Source organism: Brachybacterium sp., from assembly GCF_052095815.1.
GTDB lineage: Bacteria > Actinomycetota > Actinomycetes > Actinomycetales > Dermabacteraceae > Brachybacterium.
In genome coordinates, this window is sequence record NZ_JBQDLF010000024.1 from 1 (window position 1) to 14,651 (window position 14,651).

The window sequence follows — 14,651 nt, forward strand, 5'->3', positions numbered from 1 at the left end:
GGGACGAACGGATGCGGATGGGCTACTTCGCCCAGATCGCGAACATGCCCGAGACCACGAAGCTCTACGACACCGTCGTGGCCTGGTGGGACGCGATCGAGGTCCTCATCGTCACCGGCGCAACCACCGCGAAGGTCGAAGCGGGCAACACCGGCATCAAGAACATCAAACGCACCGGCCGCGGATTCCGCAACCCGGAGAACTACCGGACCCGTATCCTGCTGGCCAGCGCCGCGAGAGCCGTAGCGTGAATACCCGCCACAGCAGGGTCAATCACCACGAACCGCGAAGAGCCCCGTTGTCAGGCCGTGGTCAGCTGCCCGCGTTCAGGCTCCTCGATGGAGTCGCCCCCGCGCCTCCGCCCCACACACCACCGCTCGCACCACGCCCCCAGGTCTACGGGCCGTCCAGGACGGCGTAAGGTCGACCTATGACGGAAGAACGCACCACGTACCTCCTGGTGGACGGCGAGAACATCGACGCCACGCTCGGGGTCTCGGTCCTCGGCCGACGCCCCCAGCCCGACGAGCGTCCGCGATGGAACAAGCTGCTCCACCATGCGGAGATGTCGTGGCAGCAGGAGGTGAAGGGCCTCTTCTTCCTGGCCGTGGAGGACAGCCTGCCCTCCGGCTTCGTCCAGGCGCTGATCGCCATGGGCTACAAGCCCGTCCCGCTGCGCGGTGAGGGCAAGGTCGTGGACATCGCGATCCAGCGCACTGCGGAGGCGCTGCTGGCCCGTCCGGCGGACGTCATGCTGGTCAGCCACGATAAGGACTTCGTCCCCCAGATGGAGAACCTGGCCGCGACGGCCGGGCGGCGCACCGCACTCGTCGGTTTCCGCGAGTTCATGGCAGCAGATCTCCAGGACATCCCGGGGATCGAGTTCCACGACCTCGAGTACGACGTCGCCGCGTTCACGAGCCGGCTGCCTCGGGTGCGGATCATCAACATCGACGAGTTCGATCCGCTCGAGTTCATCTGAGGCCCCGCAGAGTCAGCCGGGGCTGCCGCACGTGGAGATGTCCGCGTCACGTACCGGTGCATCACACGAGCAGGTCACACGGATGATCAGCTCCTTGCGAGTGAAACCTGCTCACATCCACTTGCTGCGCTTGAAGATTACGAAGAGCAGCACGCCGAGGGCGATCATCATCCCGATCGCCATCGGATAGCCGTACGCCCAGTGCAGCTCGGGCATGTCGTCGAAGTTCATGCCGTAGATGGCACCGATCAGCGTGGGAGCGAAGAGGATGGCGGCCCAGCCGGAGATCTTCTTCATGTCCTCGTTCTGGCGCTGCGCGACCAGGGTCGCGTTGACGTCAAGGATCTGGGAGAGGGCATCACGCAGGTCCCGCACGTGCGATGCGGCCCGCGCCAGGTGGTCGCCGACGTCGTCGAGGTAGGCCTGCAGCTCGCCGCGGATCTCGTACTTCCCGAAGCCGGCCTGGAGATCGTCGATCACGTCGCGCAACGAGGAGATCACCTGCTGCATGTCGATGACCTCCTGGCTGAGCCGATAGATCCGCTCGGCGACCGCGGCATCGCCGCTGAACACCTGCCGCTCGATCTGCTCCTGGTCGACCCGGAGACCCTTCAGCACGGGGTCGTAGCCGTCGACGATCGTATCGAGCACCCGGTAGAGCACGGCCTCCGGGCCAAGCTCCAGGAGATTGACATCCTCGAGCACCGTGCGCTCCCGACGGGTCGAGGTCAGCGGATGCTCGTCGTCCAGCTGCGGGCCCGGGGTGCCGTCGATCCAGGTCCCGTCCTGGCACAGCACCGCCACAGCGCCGGGTCGCAGCAGCAGATGGAACTCCGCGAAGTCGACCTCCTCCTCGGCATCTACGTAGCGGGCCGAGCGCACCACCAGGAACAGGACGTCGCCGTACCGCTCGAGCTTCGGACGCTGATGCGCGTTGAGCAGGTCCTCGAGCAGCAGGGGGTGCAGGTCCCAGGAATCGCCGAGCTCCATCACCTGCTCGCGGTCTGGCCGCGGATAGAAGAACATCACCATCCGGTCCGGGGCCGCGCGCGAGAATGCCAGGGCATCGGCTATCGAGTCCCCGTCGGGCTGGCGGCTGGGGAGGCCTCCGGCGACGTAGCGGGTCGTTGGCGCCGCATCGCCGCTGTGCTGGGTACGCCCGTCCGCGTGCGCACGGGCCCGATCGGGGCGGCGTTTCCTGGACGGGCCGAGTCGTCGCACAGACATCCCTCTACTCCTCTTTCCTCTCCCCACAGGGAGTCGTCATACATCGTCCCGGGCGTGGCGCTCGTGGCGACCGGGTCGTGATCGTGGCGATCACGCCGGCAGCGTGACCACACCCTCCATGAAGCCGATCACGTCCGCGATGACCTCATCGCGATTGGTCTCGTGGAAGATCTCGTGCTGGGCACCGGGGTAGGTCTTCACGAAGGTCTGCGGGCCCCGCAACGAGTTCAGCCCCTCCCAGCTGGCGGGGAGGGGCACCAGACGGTCCGCCTCGCCGTGCAGGTAAAGCAGCGGATGCTCGCCCACGCTGCCGATCTCGTCGATCGTGGCCATCGCCTGCTGCAGGCCCTCGAGGGTGGGCCGGGCGAAGTCGCCGTGCCACACCAGCGGGTCTGCGACGTAGGCCTCGCCCACGGCAGGGTCACGGGACAGCGTGCCGGGGTCGATCGGCGTCGACAGGATCTCGTCGAGCGCGAGCAACTCGTCCACGGTGGCCCAGGAGCCGAGCACCGGGCCGGAGAGTACGGTCGCCGCAAGGGAGTCCGAGTGCAGCTGGGTGTAGCGGGCGGCGATCATCCCGCCCATGGAGTGGCCGATCAGCACGACCGGCATTCCGGGATGCTGGGAGGCGGCATGCTGGACCACTAGGTCGAGATCGTCGACCACCGGCGCGTAGTCGCTGATCAGCACCCTCTGGCCATCGCTGCGGCCATGGCCGAGGTGGTCGGCGGCATAGACCGCAGCGCCCGCCGCCTGCAGCTGGGCAGCGACCCAGTCATAACGGCCCGTGTGCTCGCCGTAGCCGTGAGAGAGCACGGCAACCCGGCGTGGGGCGGGGCGGGTCCAGGCACGGCCCGCGAGGGTGCCGCCGTGGCCCACGAGGGAGAACTCAGCGGCAGTGGAGTGGGCGTCAGGACTCATGTGGCCATGATGCCCCGTCCTCGCCGCACCTTCTGCCCGTCGTCCTCGTCTCCCGCCGATGCTGGACTGCGGTCACGCCAGATCAGCCGCACCGGGATCCTGGTCTGCGCGACCGACGCCGGGCCCTGCACGATCGAAAGGCCGGACCCCGCTCGATCGTAGCGCCCACCCGAGTTCTTCTGTCCTGACAATTGAGGCCTCCTCTGCCATATCCACCGTATAATGTGAACGACACCTCTGACGGAGGTGTCCATGAGCCCGCACGCATCCGATCCGTCCAGCACTCCAGGTCCCGATGGTTCACGTCGGCCGGTGGTGACGATCTGGGAGGAGTACGGCTCGGGTGCGGATGCGGTCGGTCGCGCCGTCGCCGAGCGGCTGGGACTTCCGTATCACGCGCAGGCATTCAGCTCGGAGGACATCGAGGCGGAGGGCGCACCGCAGGACCAGTCCGCCACCGCGCAGACGATCCAGAGCCGGGTCAACCTCTCGCAGGTGCTCGCAGCGATGGGCGGCGCCTTCGGCGGCGGGGACGGGATGGAGTACGTCGACGCACAGCGCGATAAGCGCGAGCTCATCGACGACAACAACGCCACAGTGCGCCGCTACGGCGAAGAGGGCGGCGTCATCGTCGGCCGCAACGCGACCAAGATCCTCGCCAACCGGCCCCGCACCCTGCACGTCCTGCTCACCGATGCTGCCGAGAGCCGCGTGGCGCGGACGGCAGAGCTGGCGGGGATCTCCCTGCAGCAGGCGGAGAAGCGCCGCCGGCAGGACGACAAGGTGCGCACCGACATGTCCACCTCACTCTATGGCTGGGATCCGCGAGAGCCGGTGCATTACGACCTCATGATCAACACCAGTCGCATCCCCCAGGCCACCGCGGTGGAGGCCATCGTCCATGCCGTGGAGCGCGCCGGCAGGCTGGATTCCTGACCGACGCGGACATGAAGAACCCCGGTTCATCTCGATGAACCGGGGTAATTCCTGCGGTGCGCAAGGGGGGACTTGAACCCCCACGCCGTTTCCGGCACACGGACCTGAACCGTGCGCGTCTACCAATTCCGCCACTTGCGCATTCCTTCGGCACCGGGACTCTAGTCACCAAGACCGAAGATTCCACTAGGTTACCCCTGCAGTACCTTCAGCCCAAGCCGACGCCCCGCACAGTAACGAACGCCACGTCCCGGCAGGTGTGAGCTCGGCTCAGCGCATCGATTCCGCCTCGGCGAAGGCCTCCTCGATGTCCGCCGGGTCGATGCGACGGCGGGCCACAGCGATGTAGAGCACCGTCGCCGCGAGCACCGCGGGGACGCCCACCATCGCGGCGATCTGCATGCTCGGCCGCACCGTGATGGTCGCGAAGACCGCCGCGAGTCCCACCAGGCCGACGATCGCGCTCCCGATCCCGCCCGGCATGTGGAAGGTGGCGCCGGTGACGTGCCGCCGCCGGTAGGCGATGAAGGTGCACAGGATGAGCGCCCAGACCAGGATCACGGCGAACACCACCAGGCTCATCATGTAACCGAAGACGCCGCCCACGCCGCTGAGGTTCAGCAGAGCCGCACCGAGCAGGCCCACCGAGCTCAGGGCGATGCCGACCACGGGAACCCGGTGCTTCGTGGTGCGGGCGGCGAAGCGGGGTGCCAGGCGATCCACGGCCAGGGAGTGGATCATCCGGCTGCCGGCGTAGAGATTCGCATTGGCCGCCGACAGAGCAGCGATGAGCACCAGCAGGTTGGTGATGTGGGCGGCGCCGGGGATGCCGAGCTGGTCGAAGACCATCACGAAAGGGGAGGTGGCGACGTCCTCGCCGGTGCCGGCGGCGGTGCGCCACGGCACCAGGCACAGCACGATCGCGATGCAGAACACATAGAAGAAGGACAGTCGGACCACGGTGGTGCGCGCGGCGGTCCGGATGGAACGGGCCGGGTCCTTGGCTTCAGCGGCAGTGATCGACAGCAGCTCGATGCCACCGAAGGAGAACATCACGACTGACAGCGCGATCCACACCGGCGCCCAGCCGTTCGGGGCGAAGCCTCCGTCGGCCGTGAGCTGGGCGAGCCCGGGTGCGGGGGTGTCCGGCAGGCCGAAGAGCACCAGCACCGCACCGACCAGGATGAAGACGAAGACGGCGATCACCTTGATGGAGGACAGGAAGAACTCCACGATGCCGAAGGAGCCGACGCTGATGAGGTTGATCGCGATGATCAGCGCGGCGAACAGCAGGATCCCGGCCCAGATCGGGATCGCCGGCACCCAGTAGGCGAGGTAGGCGGCGCAGGCCACCAGCTCCGCCCCGGTCACGCACACCGTGACGATCCAGTACAGCCACCGGGTGAGATAGCCCCAGAACGGGGAGAGGTAGTGGGCGGCGAGGGTGCCGAAGCCGCCGCGCACGGGATGGCGGGAGGCCATCTCCCCCATCGCCAGCGCGACGGTGGCGGCGATCAGGGAGCCGAGCGCGAAGGAGATGATCACCGCAGGGCCGGCGATGCCGATCGCTTCGCCGGAACCGAGGAACAGGCCGGTGCCGAGCGCGGAGCCCATGGCGATCATGGCCATCTGGCCGTGGCCGAGGGATCGTGCGAGGGAGCCGTGAGGCGTGGACACGGTGTCACGGGGTGGAGAAGTCACCGCTCGAGCGTAGCCCCCGCGAGTCGCGCCCTCACGCCCGGCCGATCCGATTCACATCATTGCGGGGAGCTCACGCCCCGCGGTAACGGTCGATCGCCTCCTTGGCCTCCTTGAGACCCGCGCCGGTGTGCTCGCGATACGCCTTGATGGCCTGGATGGTCCGACCCTCGGCGACCAGGCGCACGCACTCCTCAGGCATGCGGGGGCCGACGCCGCTCTCCAGCTCGCGCAGCTCTGCACTGCTCACGCCAGCGCGCGCGGCGAGCTCGTCCACGAGTCCCTCGAGGTCGCGGACCCGTGCCTGGAGCGTCTCGATCTGCTTCTGCTGCTGCCTGCTGCCGAACATGGGGGCCTCTCTCTGACTGCAGCGCTCGCACTGCAGAGTTCTCACTGCAGCGCTCTCACTGCATAGGTCGATGGATCAGGGCGAAGGTCACGGGGTCGCCGCTCGCGGAGAGCGTGGGGTAGAGCTGGGCCTCGAAGGGTGCCGGGCTGGCGTCCTGGGTGCCGGTGCAGCGCACCCCGGTGTGGCCGGTGCTCTCGCCGACGATGCCTTCGCAGGTCTCGAGCGTATCGCTCAGGCCGAGGCTCTCGAGCTCGGCCTGGACCCGTTCGACGAGTCCCTCCTGCTCGAGCAGCGCCGGGTCGTCGAAGAACAGCGCGGTCGGGCCGTAGTGGACGCTGACCTCGGTGTCCATCACCATCTCGGCCTGGACCTGGGCGAGCTGGCCGGCGACCACCAGGGAGTGGTCCTCCTGGCCGGAGACTCCGCTGAGCACCGGGTAGGCCGTGACCGGGTCCTGGGTGGAGGTGACGGTGCAGTCCACCGGGCTGCTGCTACCGCCCTTGAGGGTGTCCTCGCAGGTGACGTCCGCCGGTTCCACGCCCGCGACTCCGGCGGCGATCTCGGCGAGGCGGTCCGGTGCGACGTCGCTCCCGGGGGAGTCGTCGGTGGCCATCGGCGCGAGGCTCAGCACCGGGAACTCACCGACCGGGACGTATCCCTCCGAACGACCCTCGCCTTCGGTGGTCGCCGTCCCCTCCGTCGTCGCGGCTCCTGTCGGTGCAGCCGCTGCCGTGGTCTGCGCAGGAGTCGCTGAGTCCTCGTCGTCCCCTCCGCCGCTGCAGCCGGACAGTGCGAGGGCGAGTGCTGCGGCACCGGCGGCGGCGAGAACCGAGAATGGTCGTCGGGTCGTGCGCATGCGTCCCCCTGCTGCTCGTGCGGTGCGGCGTCCCGGGCTGCTCAAGTCCCCCGCAGAACGTACCCCATCAGGGTCGATGCAAAGAAGCGCCCCGCACCATCGCTGGTGCGGGACGCTTCTGGCCGGCCCGAGGGCCGAGGGGCTGATCAGGCCTGGGCTGCAGCGCCCTTCGCCGCGATGACCTGCACGAGCAGGTTCGCGAAGATGTCCTCGTGGAGACGGACGGTTGCCCTGTGCTCGCCGAGCGAGCGGATCGGGGCCACGAACTCGACCGTGCGACGGTCGATGTCCTTGTCGAAGATCGCCTTGACGCCCTCGGCGACCTCCTTGGAGGAGACCGCACCGAAGAGACGGCCGTTCTGGCCGGCGCGCTCGGCGATGACGACGGGCTTCGACTCGAGCGAGGCCTTCAGTGCCTGCGCCTCTTCGATGCTGGCGATCGCACGCTTGCCGCGTGCCGCACGGATCTGGTCGAGCTGACGCTGACCGCCCTTGGTCCACGGGGTCGCGAGACCGCGGGGCATGAGGAAGTTCCGGGCGTAGCCGTCCTTGACGTCGACGATATCGCCGGCGGCGCCGAGACCCGAGACCTCGTTGGTGAGGATGAGCTTGGTGGTCATGTGTTTCCCTTCCTCGCTCAGCGACCGGAGGTCGAGTACGGCAGGAGAGCGATCTCGCGGGCGTTCTTCACGGCCCGCGCGATCTTGCGCTGCTCCTGGACGGACACGCCGGTGACTCGGCGGGCGCGGATCTTTCCGCGGTCGGAGACGAACTTGCGCAGCAGCGCAGCGTCCTTGTAGTCGACGGTCTCGACTCCCGCGGCCTTCAGCGGGTTCTGCTTCTTCTTCGGGGGACGAAGTGAGGGCTTGGCCATCGTGGTGCTCCTTCTTTCTGAGGGGAGCCCGGGCATGCACCCGGGATGGAATGGATCAGTGTGTTGCGTCGATCGCCGAGGCGATCAGAAGGGAGGGTCGTCGTACCCGCCCTGGTTGCCGCCGCCGGCCCAGGGGTCGGCTGCCGGGGCGCCCTGCGGCGCACCCTGCGGCGCGTTGCTGTAGCCGCCCTGACCACCCTGGTTCCCACCGTAGCCACCCTGGCCACCGCCCTGCGGGGCGCCGCCGCCGAAGCCGCCACGGCCGCCTCCGCCGCCGCCGCCGCGCTGGACCTTGGTGGCCTTCGCGGTGGCGTACTTGAGGGAGGGACCGATCTCGTCGACGTCCAGCTCGATGCTGGTGCGGTTGTTGCCCTCACGGTCGGTGAAGGAGCGCTGCTTGAGACGCCCCTGCGCGACGACGCGGGAGCCCTTCTCGAGCGATTCCGCCACGTTCTCCGCGGCGTCGCGCCAGATGGAGCAGCGCATGAACAGCGCCTCGCCGTCCTTCCACTCGTTCGACTGACGGTCGAAGGTGCGGGGGGTGGACGCGATGGTGAACGACGCGACCGCAACGCCGGACTGCGTGAAACGCAGCTCGGGGTCGGCGGTCAGGTTGCCGATCACCGTGATGACGGTGTCATTCGCCATGGGGGCTCCTCTGCTCCAGGATGGGGTGGGGTGGTGCGGGGGTCAGCGACCGCAGGTCACTTGGCGTCGTCGCGCGGGGCCTTGACCTTGTCGTCGAGACGCATGACCTTGGTGCGCATGATCGACTCGTTGAGCCCGAGCTGACGATCCAGCTCCTGGGCGGTCGATGCCTTGGCGGTGAAGTTCAGGACGATGTAGATGCCCTCGGACTTCTTGTCGATCTCGTAGGCGAACTTCCGCTTGCCCCAGACGTCGACGTTGTCGATGGTGCCGCCTTCGGTCGGAACGACCTGGACGAGCTTCTCGAAAGTTGTGGTGACGGTCCGTTCGTCGACGGACGGGTCGAGGATGACGACCATTTCGTACTTACGCATGTTCTTGTACCCACCTCCTGTGGTCTCTGCGGCCACGGTCTCTCCGTGGCAGGAGGGTTCATGCCGCCCGCTAGAGCATCGGCGATGCACGTCACGGACCGGCCCAGCCTACCTGCGCGCTGGACCATCGGCCAGAGGAGGCCGATGGGTGCGCGGCGCATCACAACGACGCATCACGGGTAGAGCGCGGTTCCCACGGGTGGAGCGCGGATCAGCTGCGTGGCGGACGACCCATCGCCTTCCTGACCCGGGCATACCAGCCCCCGGTGCTGATCCCGCCGGCGATCCCGCCGCCGGCGACCACCCCGGCGGTGCGACCCTGCAGCCGCGTCCCACAGCGATCGCAGAGCTTCCGACCGGTGATCGAGGTGTACGCCTTGCCGCGGATCTTCCTGCTGCACTGTTCGCATCGCATGGCTCGATGGTGCCACCCGAGCAGCCCGGCGGCGACCGATCGGTCCGGTCCCGTCGGCTCCTGCCCTCTAACCTGAGCCCATGACCAGCACCGACGAACGCACCACGCTGCGCCGCACCGTGACCACGACGGGTCTGTTCCTGTTCATCCTCGGGGATGTGCTCGGCGCGGGCGTGTACGTCCTGGCCGGGGAGATCGCCGGGATCGCGGGCGGTGCGCTGTGGGTGCCGCTGGTGGTCGCACTGCTGCTGGCGCTGCTGACCGCCGGGTCCTATGCGGAGCTGGCGACCAAGTACCCCAGGGCCGGCGGCTCGTCCCATTACGCGAACCGTGCGTTCGGACCTTTCGCCGGCTTCCTGGTGGGCTTCTGCATGCTCTCGGCGGGAGTGGTCTCGGTGGGTGCTCTGGCCCTGGGCTTCGCCGGGGACTACCTCGGGGCGTTCGTGAGCCTGCCGACCTTCCTGGTGGTGATCGTCTTCCTCGGCCTGCTGGCGGCGCTGAACACCCGCGGCATCTCCGAATCGCTCGGCGCGAACCGGGTCGCCACCGTGATCGAGGTGGGCGGTCTGCTGATGGTGATCGTGCTGGGCGCGATCGTGATCGGTCGCGGTGAGGGAGACCTGGGGCGGCTGACGGAGCTCGGCACCCCCGAGAACGGCCCGGTCGCCGCGGTGCTGGCCGGTACCGTGCTCGCCTTCTACTCCTACGTCGGCTTCGAGACCAGCGTGAACATCGCCGAGGAGACGAAGGACCCGTCCCGCTCCTACCCGAGGGCCCTGTTCGGGGCGCTGATCGTCACCGGCATCGTCTACGCCCTGATCGGCGTGGTCGCCGCGGCGGTGGTGCCCACCGAGGAGCTCGCCGGGTCCTCGGCGCCGCTCGCCCTGGTGGTCGAGGCTGCGGGGATCGTCCCACCCGTCGTGTTCAGCGTGATCGCGCTGATCGCTGTCGCCAACGGCGCGCTGCTGACCGGGATCATGTCCTCGCGCCTGGCCTACGGGATGGCGTCCGACGGCCTGCTGCCCAGGGTCCTCACCCGGCTCCTGCCGGCGCGGCGCACGCCGTGGGTGGCGATCCTCGCGACCACCGCCCTGTCGATCGTGCTCGCGCTGACCGGGACCATCGACGTGCTCGCCGGCACCATGGTGCTGCTCCTGCTGGTCGTCTTCCTCTCGGTGAATGCGGCCGTGCTGGTGCTGCGCCGTGACCGTCTCGAGCATCGCCACTTCCGGACCCCTCTCGTGCTGCCGATCGGCGGCCTGGCCTCGTGCCTGTTGCTGATGACGCAGGTCGAGTGGGCGGTGTGGCGGCTCGGGCTGCCGTTCCTGGCCGTCGCGGCGATCCTGGCCGGCATCGCAGCATGGCGGCGGCGCCGGGCCGGTGCGGACACCGGGGCCGACGCCGATGCGGGAGCCGACACCGCCGCCTGAGGCCCGCGCGCTCAGAGCACGGCGGGGAACCGCTCCCAGACCCGGTGCGACTCCATGAGCGCCGTGATCTCACCGAGCACGGCATGCCCGTCGTCGCCGAGGACGAGCCCCGCACCACCGGGAGCGGTGCGCGCCTCGAGCGCCTCGCGCCCGGGACCCCAGGCGCCGATCGCCTTGGCATGGCGCCAGCACTCGTCGATCAGCTTGCCGACCCGGGGCTCCACCTCTCCGGAACCCGGGGCCCCGGCCTTCGGATCGACCGAGGGGCGGGAATCCGGCGCGGTCAGCGGGTTGCCCGCGAGCAGCAGTGCGTCGAACTCGACCGACGCGGCGGTGCCGAAGGTGCGGCCCACCGGGACCCCTGCGAAGCGCGAGCCGTGCAGCGGGCAGTCCCAGGAGCGCTCCGCGTCATTCCAGCGCAGCACGCCGCCGAGGTGAGGGCACACCGCGGAGAGCGCGCAGGTCCTTCCCTCGACGGTCGAGATCGCGACCGGTCGGCCCTCGCTGCGGCCCACTGACCCGGTGCCCTCAGGCGGAGGGGACGACGGCAGCTCGTGCAGCTCAGCCTGTGCCCAGCCCCCGGCGAGCTGGGCTGCGACGTTCGCGCCCATCGCCGCCCCGGAGGCCAGGGCTCTGAGACCTGACCCCTCCTGCAGGGCGGGATGCCAGGTAGGGGCCTTCCCCTCGAGGAGTCCGGTCATAGCGAGCGCCGCGGCGACGCCGTTCGTCATCCCCCACACATCGAGTTCGGAGCCGGTCATCAGCGGCACCGTGCGGTCGATCCCCCGGACCTTGGCCGCTCCGGCGAGGAGCATCGATCCCAGCACCGGCAGGGCCCGCGGATGCCGCAGCGGGTACAGGGATCGGGGATTCTCGTGCGCGTAACGGTACGGGTGGGCGGCCAGCTCGGCATCCTGCGGATGCAGGTGGACGGGCACTCCGAGGCGCTGCACGAGCCGTCGCGAGGTGCCGACATGGTCGAAGTGCGCGTGGGTGAGCACGAGAGCCCGCAGATCCTCGGGGCGATGGCCGAGCGTCCGCAGAGCGGCGCCGAGCTCGTGCCAGACGCCGGGCAGGCCCGAGTCCACGAGGGTGAGCCCGGACTGCCCTTCGATGAGATAGCAGTTGACGTGCGCGTACTCGATCAGGTGGACACCGGGAACCACATCGATGGTGAGCATGTCTCCTCCTCGCTAAATGTGCGAGGAGGCTACGCGGAGCACCGCCACGGGGTCACGAGCCGAGCGGTCGGCAGCGGCAGCGTGGCAGCGGAGGCAGCAGCGACTGAACCGGCGGTTCAGTCCTCCGGCGGACTCTCGTCGCCGTCGCCCTCGACGCGTCCGGCGCTGGTGTCCGCGCCGCCCTCCGTCTCGCTGGTGGGCTCCTCGGTGGGCTGCGTGTTCTCGCCGCCGTTGCCGGGCTTGGTGGTCGGATCCGCTGGCTTCTCGCTGGGTTCCTCGGACGGCTCCTCGCTGGGCTCCTCGGAGGGTTCCTCGCTCGGCTCCTCCGAAGGCTCCTCGGACGGCTCCTCGCTGGGCTCCTCAGAGGGCTCCTCGGAGGGTTCCGGCGCCTCGGTGGTGGGCGGAGGGGGCGGCGGCGTGTAGCTCCGCTCACGGGTCTCGTTGTCCAGCGTGACCTCTTCGGCGAAGTCGAGCATCTCCTGGCCCTCGAGCGAGGGCGCCATGATGTCGCCCCAGATGTCGGTGGGGAAGGTGCCGCCGGTCATGCTGCGGGCGCCGCCGAAGGGGGTGAGGGACTCCTCGGAGCCGTCCTGGCCGGGCTGGAACATGCCCACCGCGGTCACCAGCTGCGGGGTGAAGCCCACGAACCAGGCGGAGCGGAAGCTCTCCGAGGTGCCGGTCTTGCCCGCGACCGGGCGACCGTCCATGGTGTCCAGCAGCGATCGTGCGGAACCCACCTTCGGCGGGCCCTGCAGGGCGACGGTCGCGTTGATCGCCACCTCCTCGTCCATCGCCTGGGTGTCCGTGCCCTCGTGCTGGTAGCGCGAGGAGCCGTCGGGCCGGGTCACGGACTCGACGATGAAGGCGTCCCGGTGCACGCCGCCGGCGGCGATGGTCGCGTAGACCTCGGCCATCTCGACGACGGTCGGCGAGGCGGAGCCCAGCACGTTGGAGGGCTCGGCGTTCAGGCCGGGGGTGCCCTCGGGCAGGCCCAGCGAGATCGCCGTGTCCATGGTCCGCTGCGGGCCGATCTCGAGGTTCGCCTCGGCATAGGCGGTGTTGATCGAGCTGGCGGTGGCCTTCTCCAGGCTCACCCGGCCGTAGTCGACGTCGTTGAAGTTGTTGACCTCCCAGCCGCCGGGGACATCGGGGAAGTCCTTCGGGGAGTTGCCGTCCCAGCGGGAGTCCAGCGGGAAGCCGTCCTCGAGCGCGGCGATCAGGGTGAAGGTCTTGAAGATCGAGCCGGCCTGCATCCGTGACTGGGTGGCGTCGTTCTGCGCCTGGGCGACGTAGTCCGGACCGCCGTACATTCCACGGATCGCTCCGGTCGACGGGTCGAGGGTCACGGTGCCGACGCGGTTGTTCTCGGGCCGGTCCTCCGGCAGGTTCTCGACCGCCTGGACGGTGTTGTTCTGGATCGTCGGATCGATCGTGGAGACGATCGTGAACCCGCCGGTGTTGATCTCGTCCTCGGTGAAGCCCGCCTCGATCAGCTCTCCCCGCACCTGGGCCAGGAGGTAGCCGTTGGTGCCTCCGAGCGAGTTCTCGTTGCGCGGTGCGATGGTCTCGGGGAAGGTGAGCGCGTCACCCTCCGCGGCGGTCAGCTGGCCCTCGTTCACCTGCCGGGTGATCACCCGGTCCCAGAGGCGGGTGGCCTCCTCGGGGTTGTTCGCGGGATCGTAGGTCGACGGGGCGGGGATCACAGCCACCAGCAGCGCTGCATCAGCGTCGGTGAGCTCGGTGGCGTCCTTGCCGAAGTAGGCCTGCGACGCCTCCTGGACGCCGTAGGCACCGCGTCCGAAGTAGATGGTGTTGAGGTAGCGGGAGAGGATCTCGTCCTTCGACAGCTGCTGGTCGATCTTCAAGGCCATGATTGCTTCCTTGGCCTTGCCCACGTAGGACGTCTCGGTGCCGGTGTAGTACCGCTCGACGTACTGCATGGTGATGGTCGACCCGCCCTGACGGGCGCCGCCCTGGAGGTTGTTGACCATCGCCCGCACGATGCCTCGCGGCGAGACGCCTCGGTTCTCGTAGAAGCTCGAGTCCTCGCTGGCCACGACCGCCTGCTTGATGTTGTCCGGGATCTCGTCGGCCGGCAGCTCGGTGCGGTTCACCTCGCTGAACTGGCCCATCTCGGTCTCGCCGTCCGCGTAGTACACGCGGGAGGTCTGGGCCAGGGCGAAGTCCGAGGGCTCGGGCACCTCGGTGTCGTTGTACAGCCAGACGGCGAAGCCGAGTCCGGCCAGCACCATCAGCGCCATCGCACCGACGATCATGCGCAGCGAAGGGATCCAGCGCCAGGGGTTCTTCGCCCCGGCCCGCGGGTAGTTCAGGAAGTTGGTGGCCGCTGCCTTCTTCTTGCGTCCCTTCGCGGAGCCCCTGCCGGCGGAGGTGGCTGCGGCAGTGCCGGCGTGGCGCGCGTTGACCGAGGTGTGGCGGGTCGGAGCCTTCGCGCCAGCGCTGCTCTTCGCGCGAGCGCTGTTCTTCGCTCCAGCGCTGTTCTTCGCCGAGGCGGTGCGGGAGCTGCCCTTGGCGGCGGTGGCCCCCGAGGCGGAGCTGCGGCCGGTGCGGCTGGCGCCCTTGGCGTCGGAGCTCTTCGCAGAGGCTGCCTTGGCGGGCTTGGCACCGGACGTCGAGGAGGATGCGCGGCGCACACCGGCGGCGCGACGTGCACCACCGCCCGCCGAGTTCTTCGACGAGCCGCGGGACGAGCGTCGGGAATCGCTCATGACTGCTCCTGGTCCTACGAGGGGGCGGACG

16 protein-coding genes and 1 tRNA gene are annotated in these 14,651 nt (G+C 69.1%); 4 read left to right on the forward strand and 13 right to left on the reverse strand.

Annotation, left to right across the window (positions count from 1 at the left end):
• Both ACTH43_RS10615 and ACTH43_RS10620 read left to right on the forward strand, forming a co-directional pair.
• On the forward strand, positions 1-251 hold a 251-nt coding region (locus ACTH43_RS10615; RefSeq protein ID WP_441444872.1), incomplete at its 5' end, for a transposase.
• Positions 252-430: 179 nt separating this feature from the next.
• Positions 431-982, forward strand: a complete 552-nt coding sequence (locus ACTH43_RS10620; RefSeq protein WP_441444873.1) for an NYN domain-containing protein — start codon at positions 431-433, stop codon at positions 980-982.
• A 111-nt stretch (positions 983-1,093) separates the two neighbouring features.
• Here the strand turns inward: ACTH43_RS10620 and ACTH43_RS10625 are convergent, their stop codons facing one another.
• Together ACTH43_RS10625 and ACTH43_RS10630 are read right to left on the reverse strand one after the other, a co-directional pair.
• Positions 1,094-2,209, reverse strand: coding sequence for a magnesium and cobalt transport protein CorA (locus ACTH43_RS10625; RefSeq protein ID WP_441444874.1), 1,116 nt, complete (start codon positions 2,207-2,209; stop codon positions 1,094-1,096).
• A 90-nt stretch (positions 2,210-2,299) separates the two neighbouring features.
• The gene (locus ACTH43_RS10630) at positions 2,300-3,130 is read right to left on the reverse strand and encodes an alpha/beta fold hydrolase (RefSeq protein WP_441444875.1); all 831 of its coding nucleotides are present in this window, start codon (positions 3,128-3,130) and stop codon (positions 2,300-2,302) included.
• Between the two features lie 252 nt (positions 3,131-3,382).
• Here ACTH43_RS10630 and ACTH43_RS10635 point away from each other — a divergent pair, with 252 nt between their 5' ends.
• Positions 3,383-4,066 (forward strand): AAA family ATPase, encoded by a 684-nt coding sequence (locus ACTH43_RS10635; RefSeq protein ID WP_441444876.1) that lies wholly within the window; start codon positions 3,383-3,385, stop codon positions 4,064-4,066.
• Between the two features lie 57 nt (positions 4,067-4,123).
• Here the strand turns inward: ACTH43_RS10635 and ACTH43_RS10640 are convergent.
• From ACTH43_RS10640 to ACTH43_RS10680, 9 genes are all read right to left on the reverse strand, one after another.
• Positions 4,124-4,207 (reverse strand) — tRNA-Leu (locus ACTH43_RS10640).
• 129 nt (positions 4,208-4,336) lie between these two features.
• Positions 4,337-5,695 carry an amino acid permease gene (locus ACTH43_RS10645; RefSeq protein ID WP_441444921.1) on the reverse strand — a complete coding sequence of 453 codons (1,359 nt, stop codon included), beginning with the start codon at positions 5,693-5,695 and terminating at the stop codon, positions 4,337-4,339.
• A gap of 142 nt (positions 5,696-5,837) precedes the next feature.
• Positions 5,838-6,113 carry a hypothetical protein gene (locus ACTH43_RS10650; protein ID WP_441444877.1) on the reverse strand — a complete coding sequence of 92 codons (276 nt, stop codon included), beginning with the start codon at positions 6,111-6,113 and terminating at the stop codon, positions 5,838-5,840.
• Positions 6,114-6,168: 55 nt separating this feature from the next.
• Positions 6,169-6,969 carry a hypothetical protein gene (locus ACTH43_RS10655; RefSeq protein WP_441444878.1) on the reverse strand — a complete coding sequence of 267 codons (801 nt, stop codon included), beginning with the start codon at positions 6,967-6,969 and terminating at the stop codon, positions 6,169-6,171.
• 146 nt (positions 6,970-7,115) lie between these two features.
• Positions 7,116-7,589, reverse strand: a complete 474-nt coding sequence (gene rplI, locus ACTH43_RS10660; RefSeq protein WP_441444879.1) for a 50S ribosomal protein L9 — start codon at positions 7,587-7,589, stop codon at positions 7,116-7,118.
• Between the two features lie 17 nt (positions 7,590-7,606).
• Positions 7,607-7,843 (reverse strand): 30S ribosomal protein S18, encoded by a 237-nt coding sequence (rpsR, locus tag ACTH43_RS10665; protein ID WP_441444880.1) that lies wholly within the window; start codon positions 7,841-7,843, stop codon positions 7,607-7,609.
• 84 nt (positions 7,844-7,927) lie between these two features.
• On the reverse strand, positions 7,928-8,491 hold the full coding sequence (locus tag ACTH43_RS10670) for a single-stranded DNA-binding protein (RefSeq protein ID WP_441444881.1): 564 nt from the start codon (positions 8,489-8,491) through the stop codon (positions 7,928-7,930).
• Positions 8,492-8,547: 56 nt separating this feature from the next.
• A complete protein-coding gene (gene rpsF, locus ACTH43_RS10675; RefSeq protein WP_441444882.1) occupies positions 8,548-8,865 on the reverse strand; it encodes a 30S ribosomal protein S6 in 318 nt (105 codons plus the stop codon).
• Between the two features lie 211 nt (positions 8,866-9,076).
• Positions 9,077-9,280: a hypothetical protein gene (locus tag ACTH43_RS10680; RefSeq protein ID WP_441444883.1), complete on the reverse strand. Its 204-nt coding sequence runs from the start codon at positions 9,278-9,280 to the stop codon at positions 9,077-9,079.
• An 80-nt stretch (positions 9,281-9,360) separates the two neighbouring features.
• Here ACTH43_RS10680 and ACTH43_RS10685 point away from each other — a divergent pair, with 80 nt between their 5' ends.
• Positions 9,361-10,710, forward strand: coding sequence for an APC family permease (locus ACTH43_RS10685; protein ID WP_441444884.1), 1,350 nt, complete (start codon positions 9,361-9,363; stop codon positions 10,708-10,710).
• Between the two features lie 11 nt (positions 10,711-10,721).
• Here ACTH43_RS10685 and ACTH43_RS10690 read toward each other — a convergent pair whose 3' ends face one another.
• Entirely contained in the window at positions 10,722-11,891 is a 1,170-nt protein-coding gene (locus ACTH43_RS10690) for an MBL fold metallo-hydrolase (RefSeq protein ID WP_441444885.1), read from the reverse strand.
• 116 nt (positions 11,892-12,007) lie between these two features.
• Positions 12,008-14,620, reverse strand: a complete 2,613-nt coding sequence (locus ACTH43_RS10695; protein ID WP_441444886.1) for a transglycosylase domain-containing protein — start codon at positions 14,618-14,620, stop codon at positions 12,008-12,010.
• Positions 14,621-14,651 lie beyond the last annotated feature (31 nt).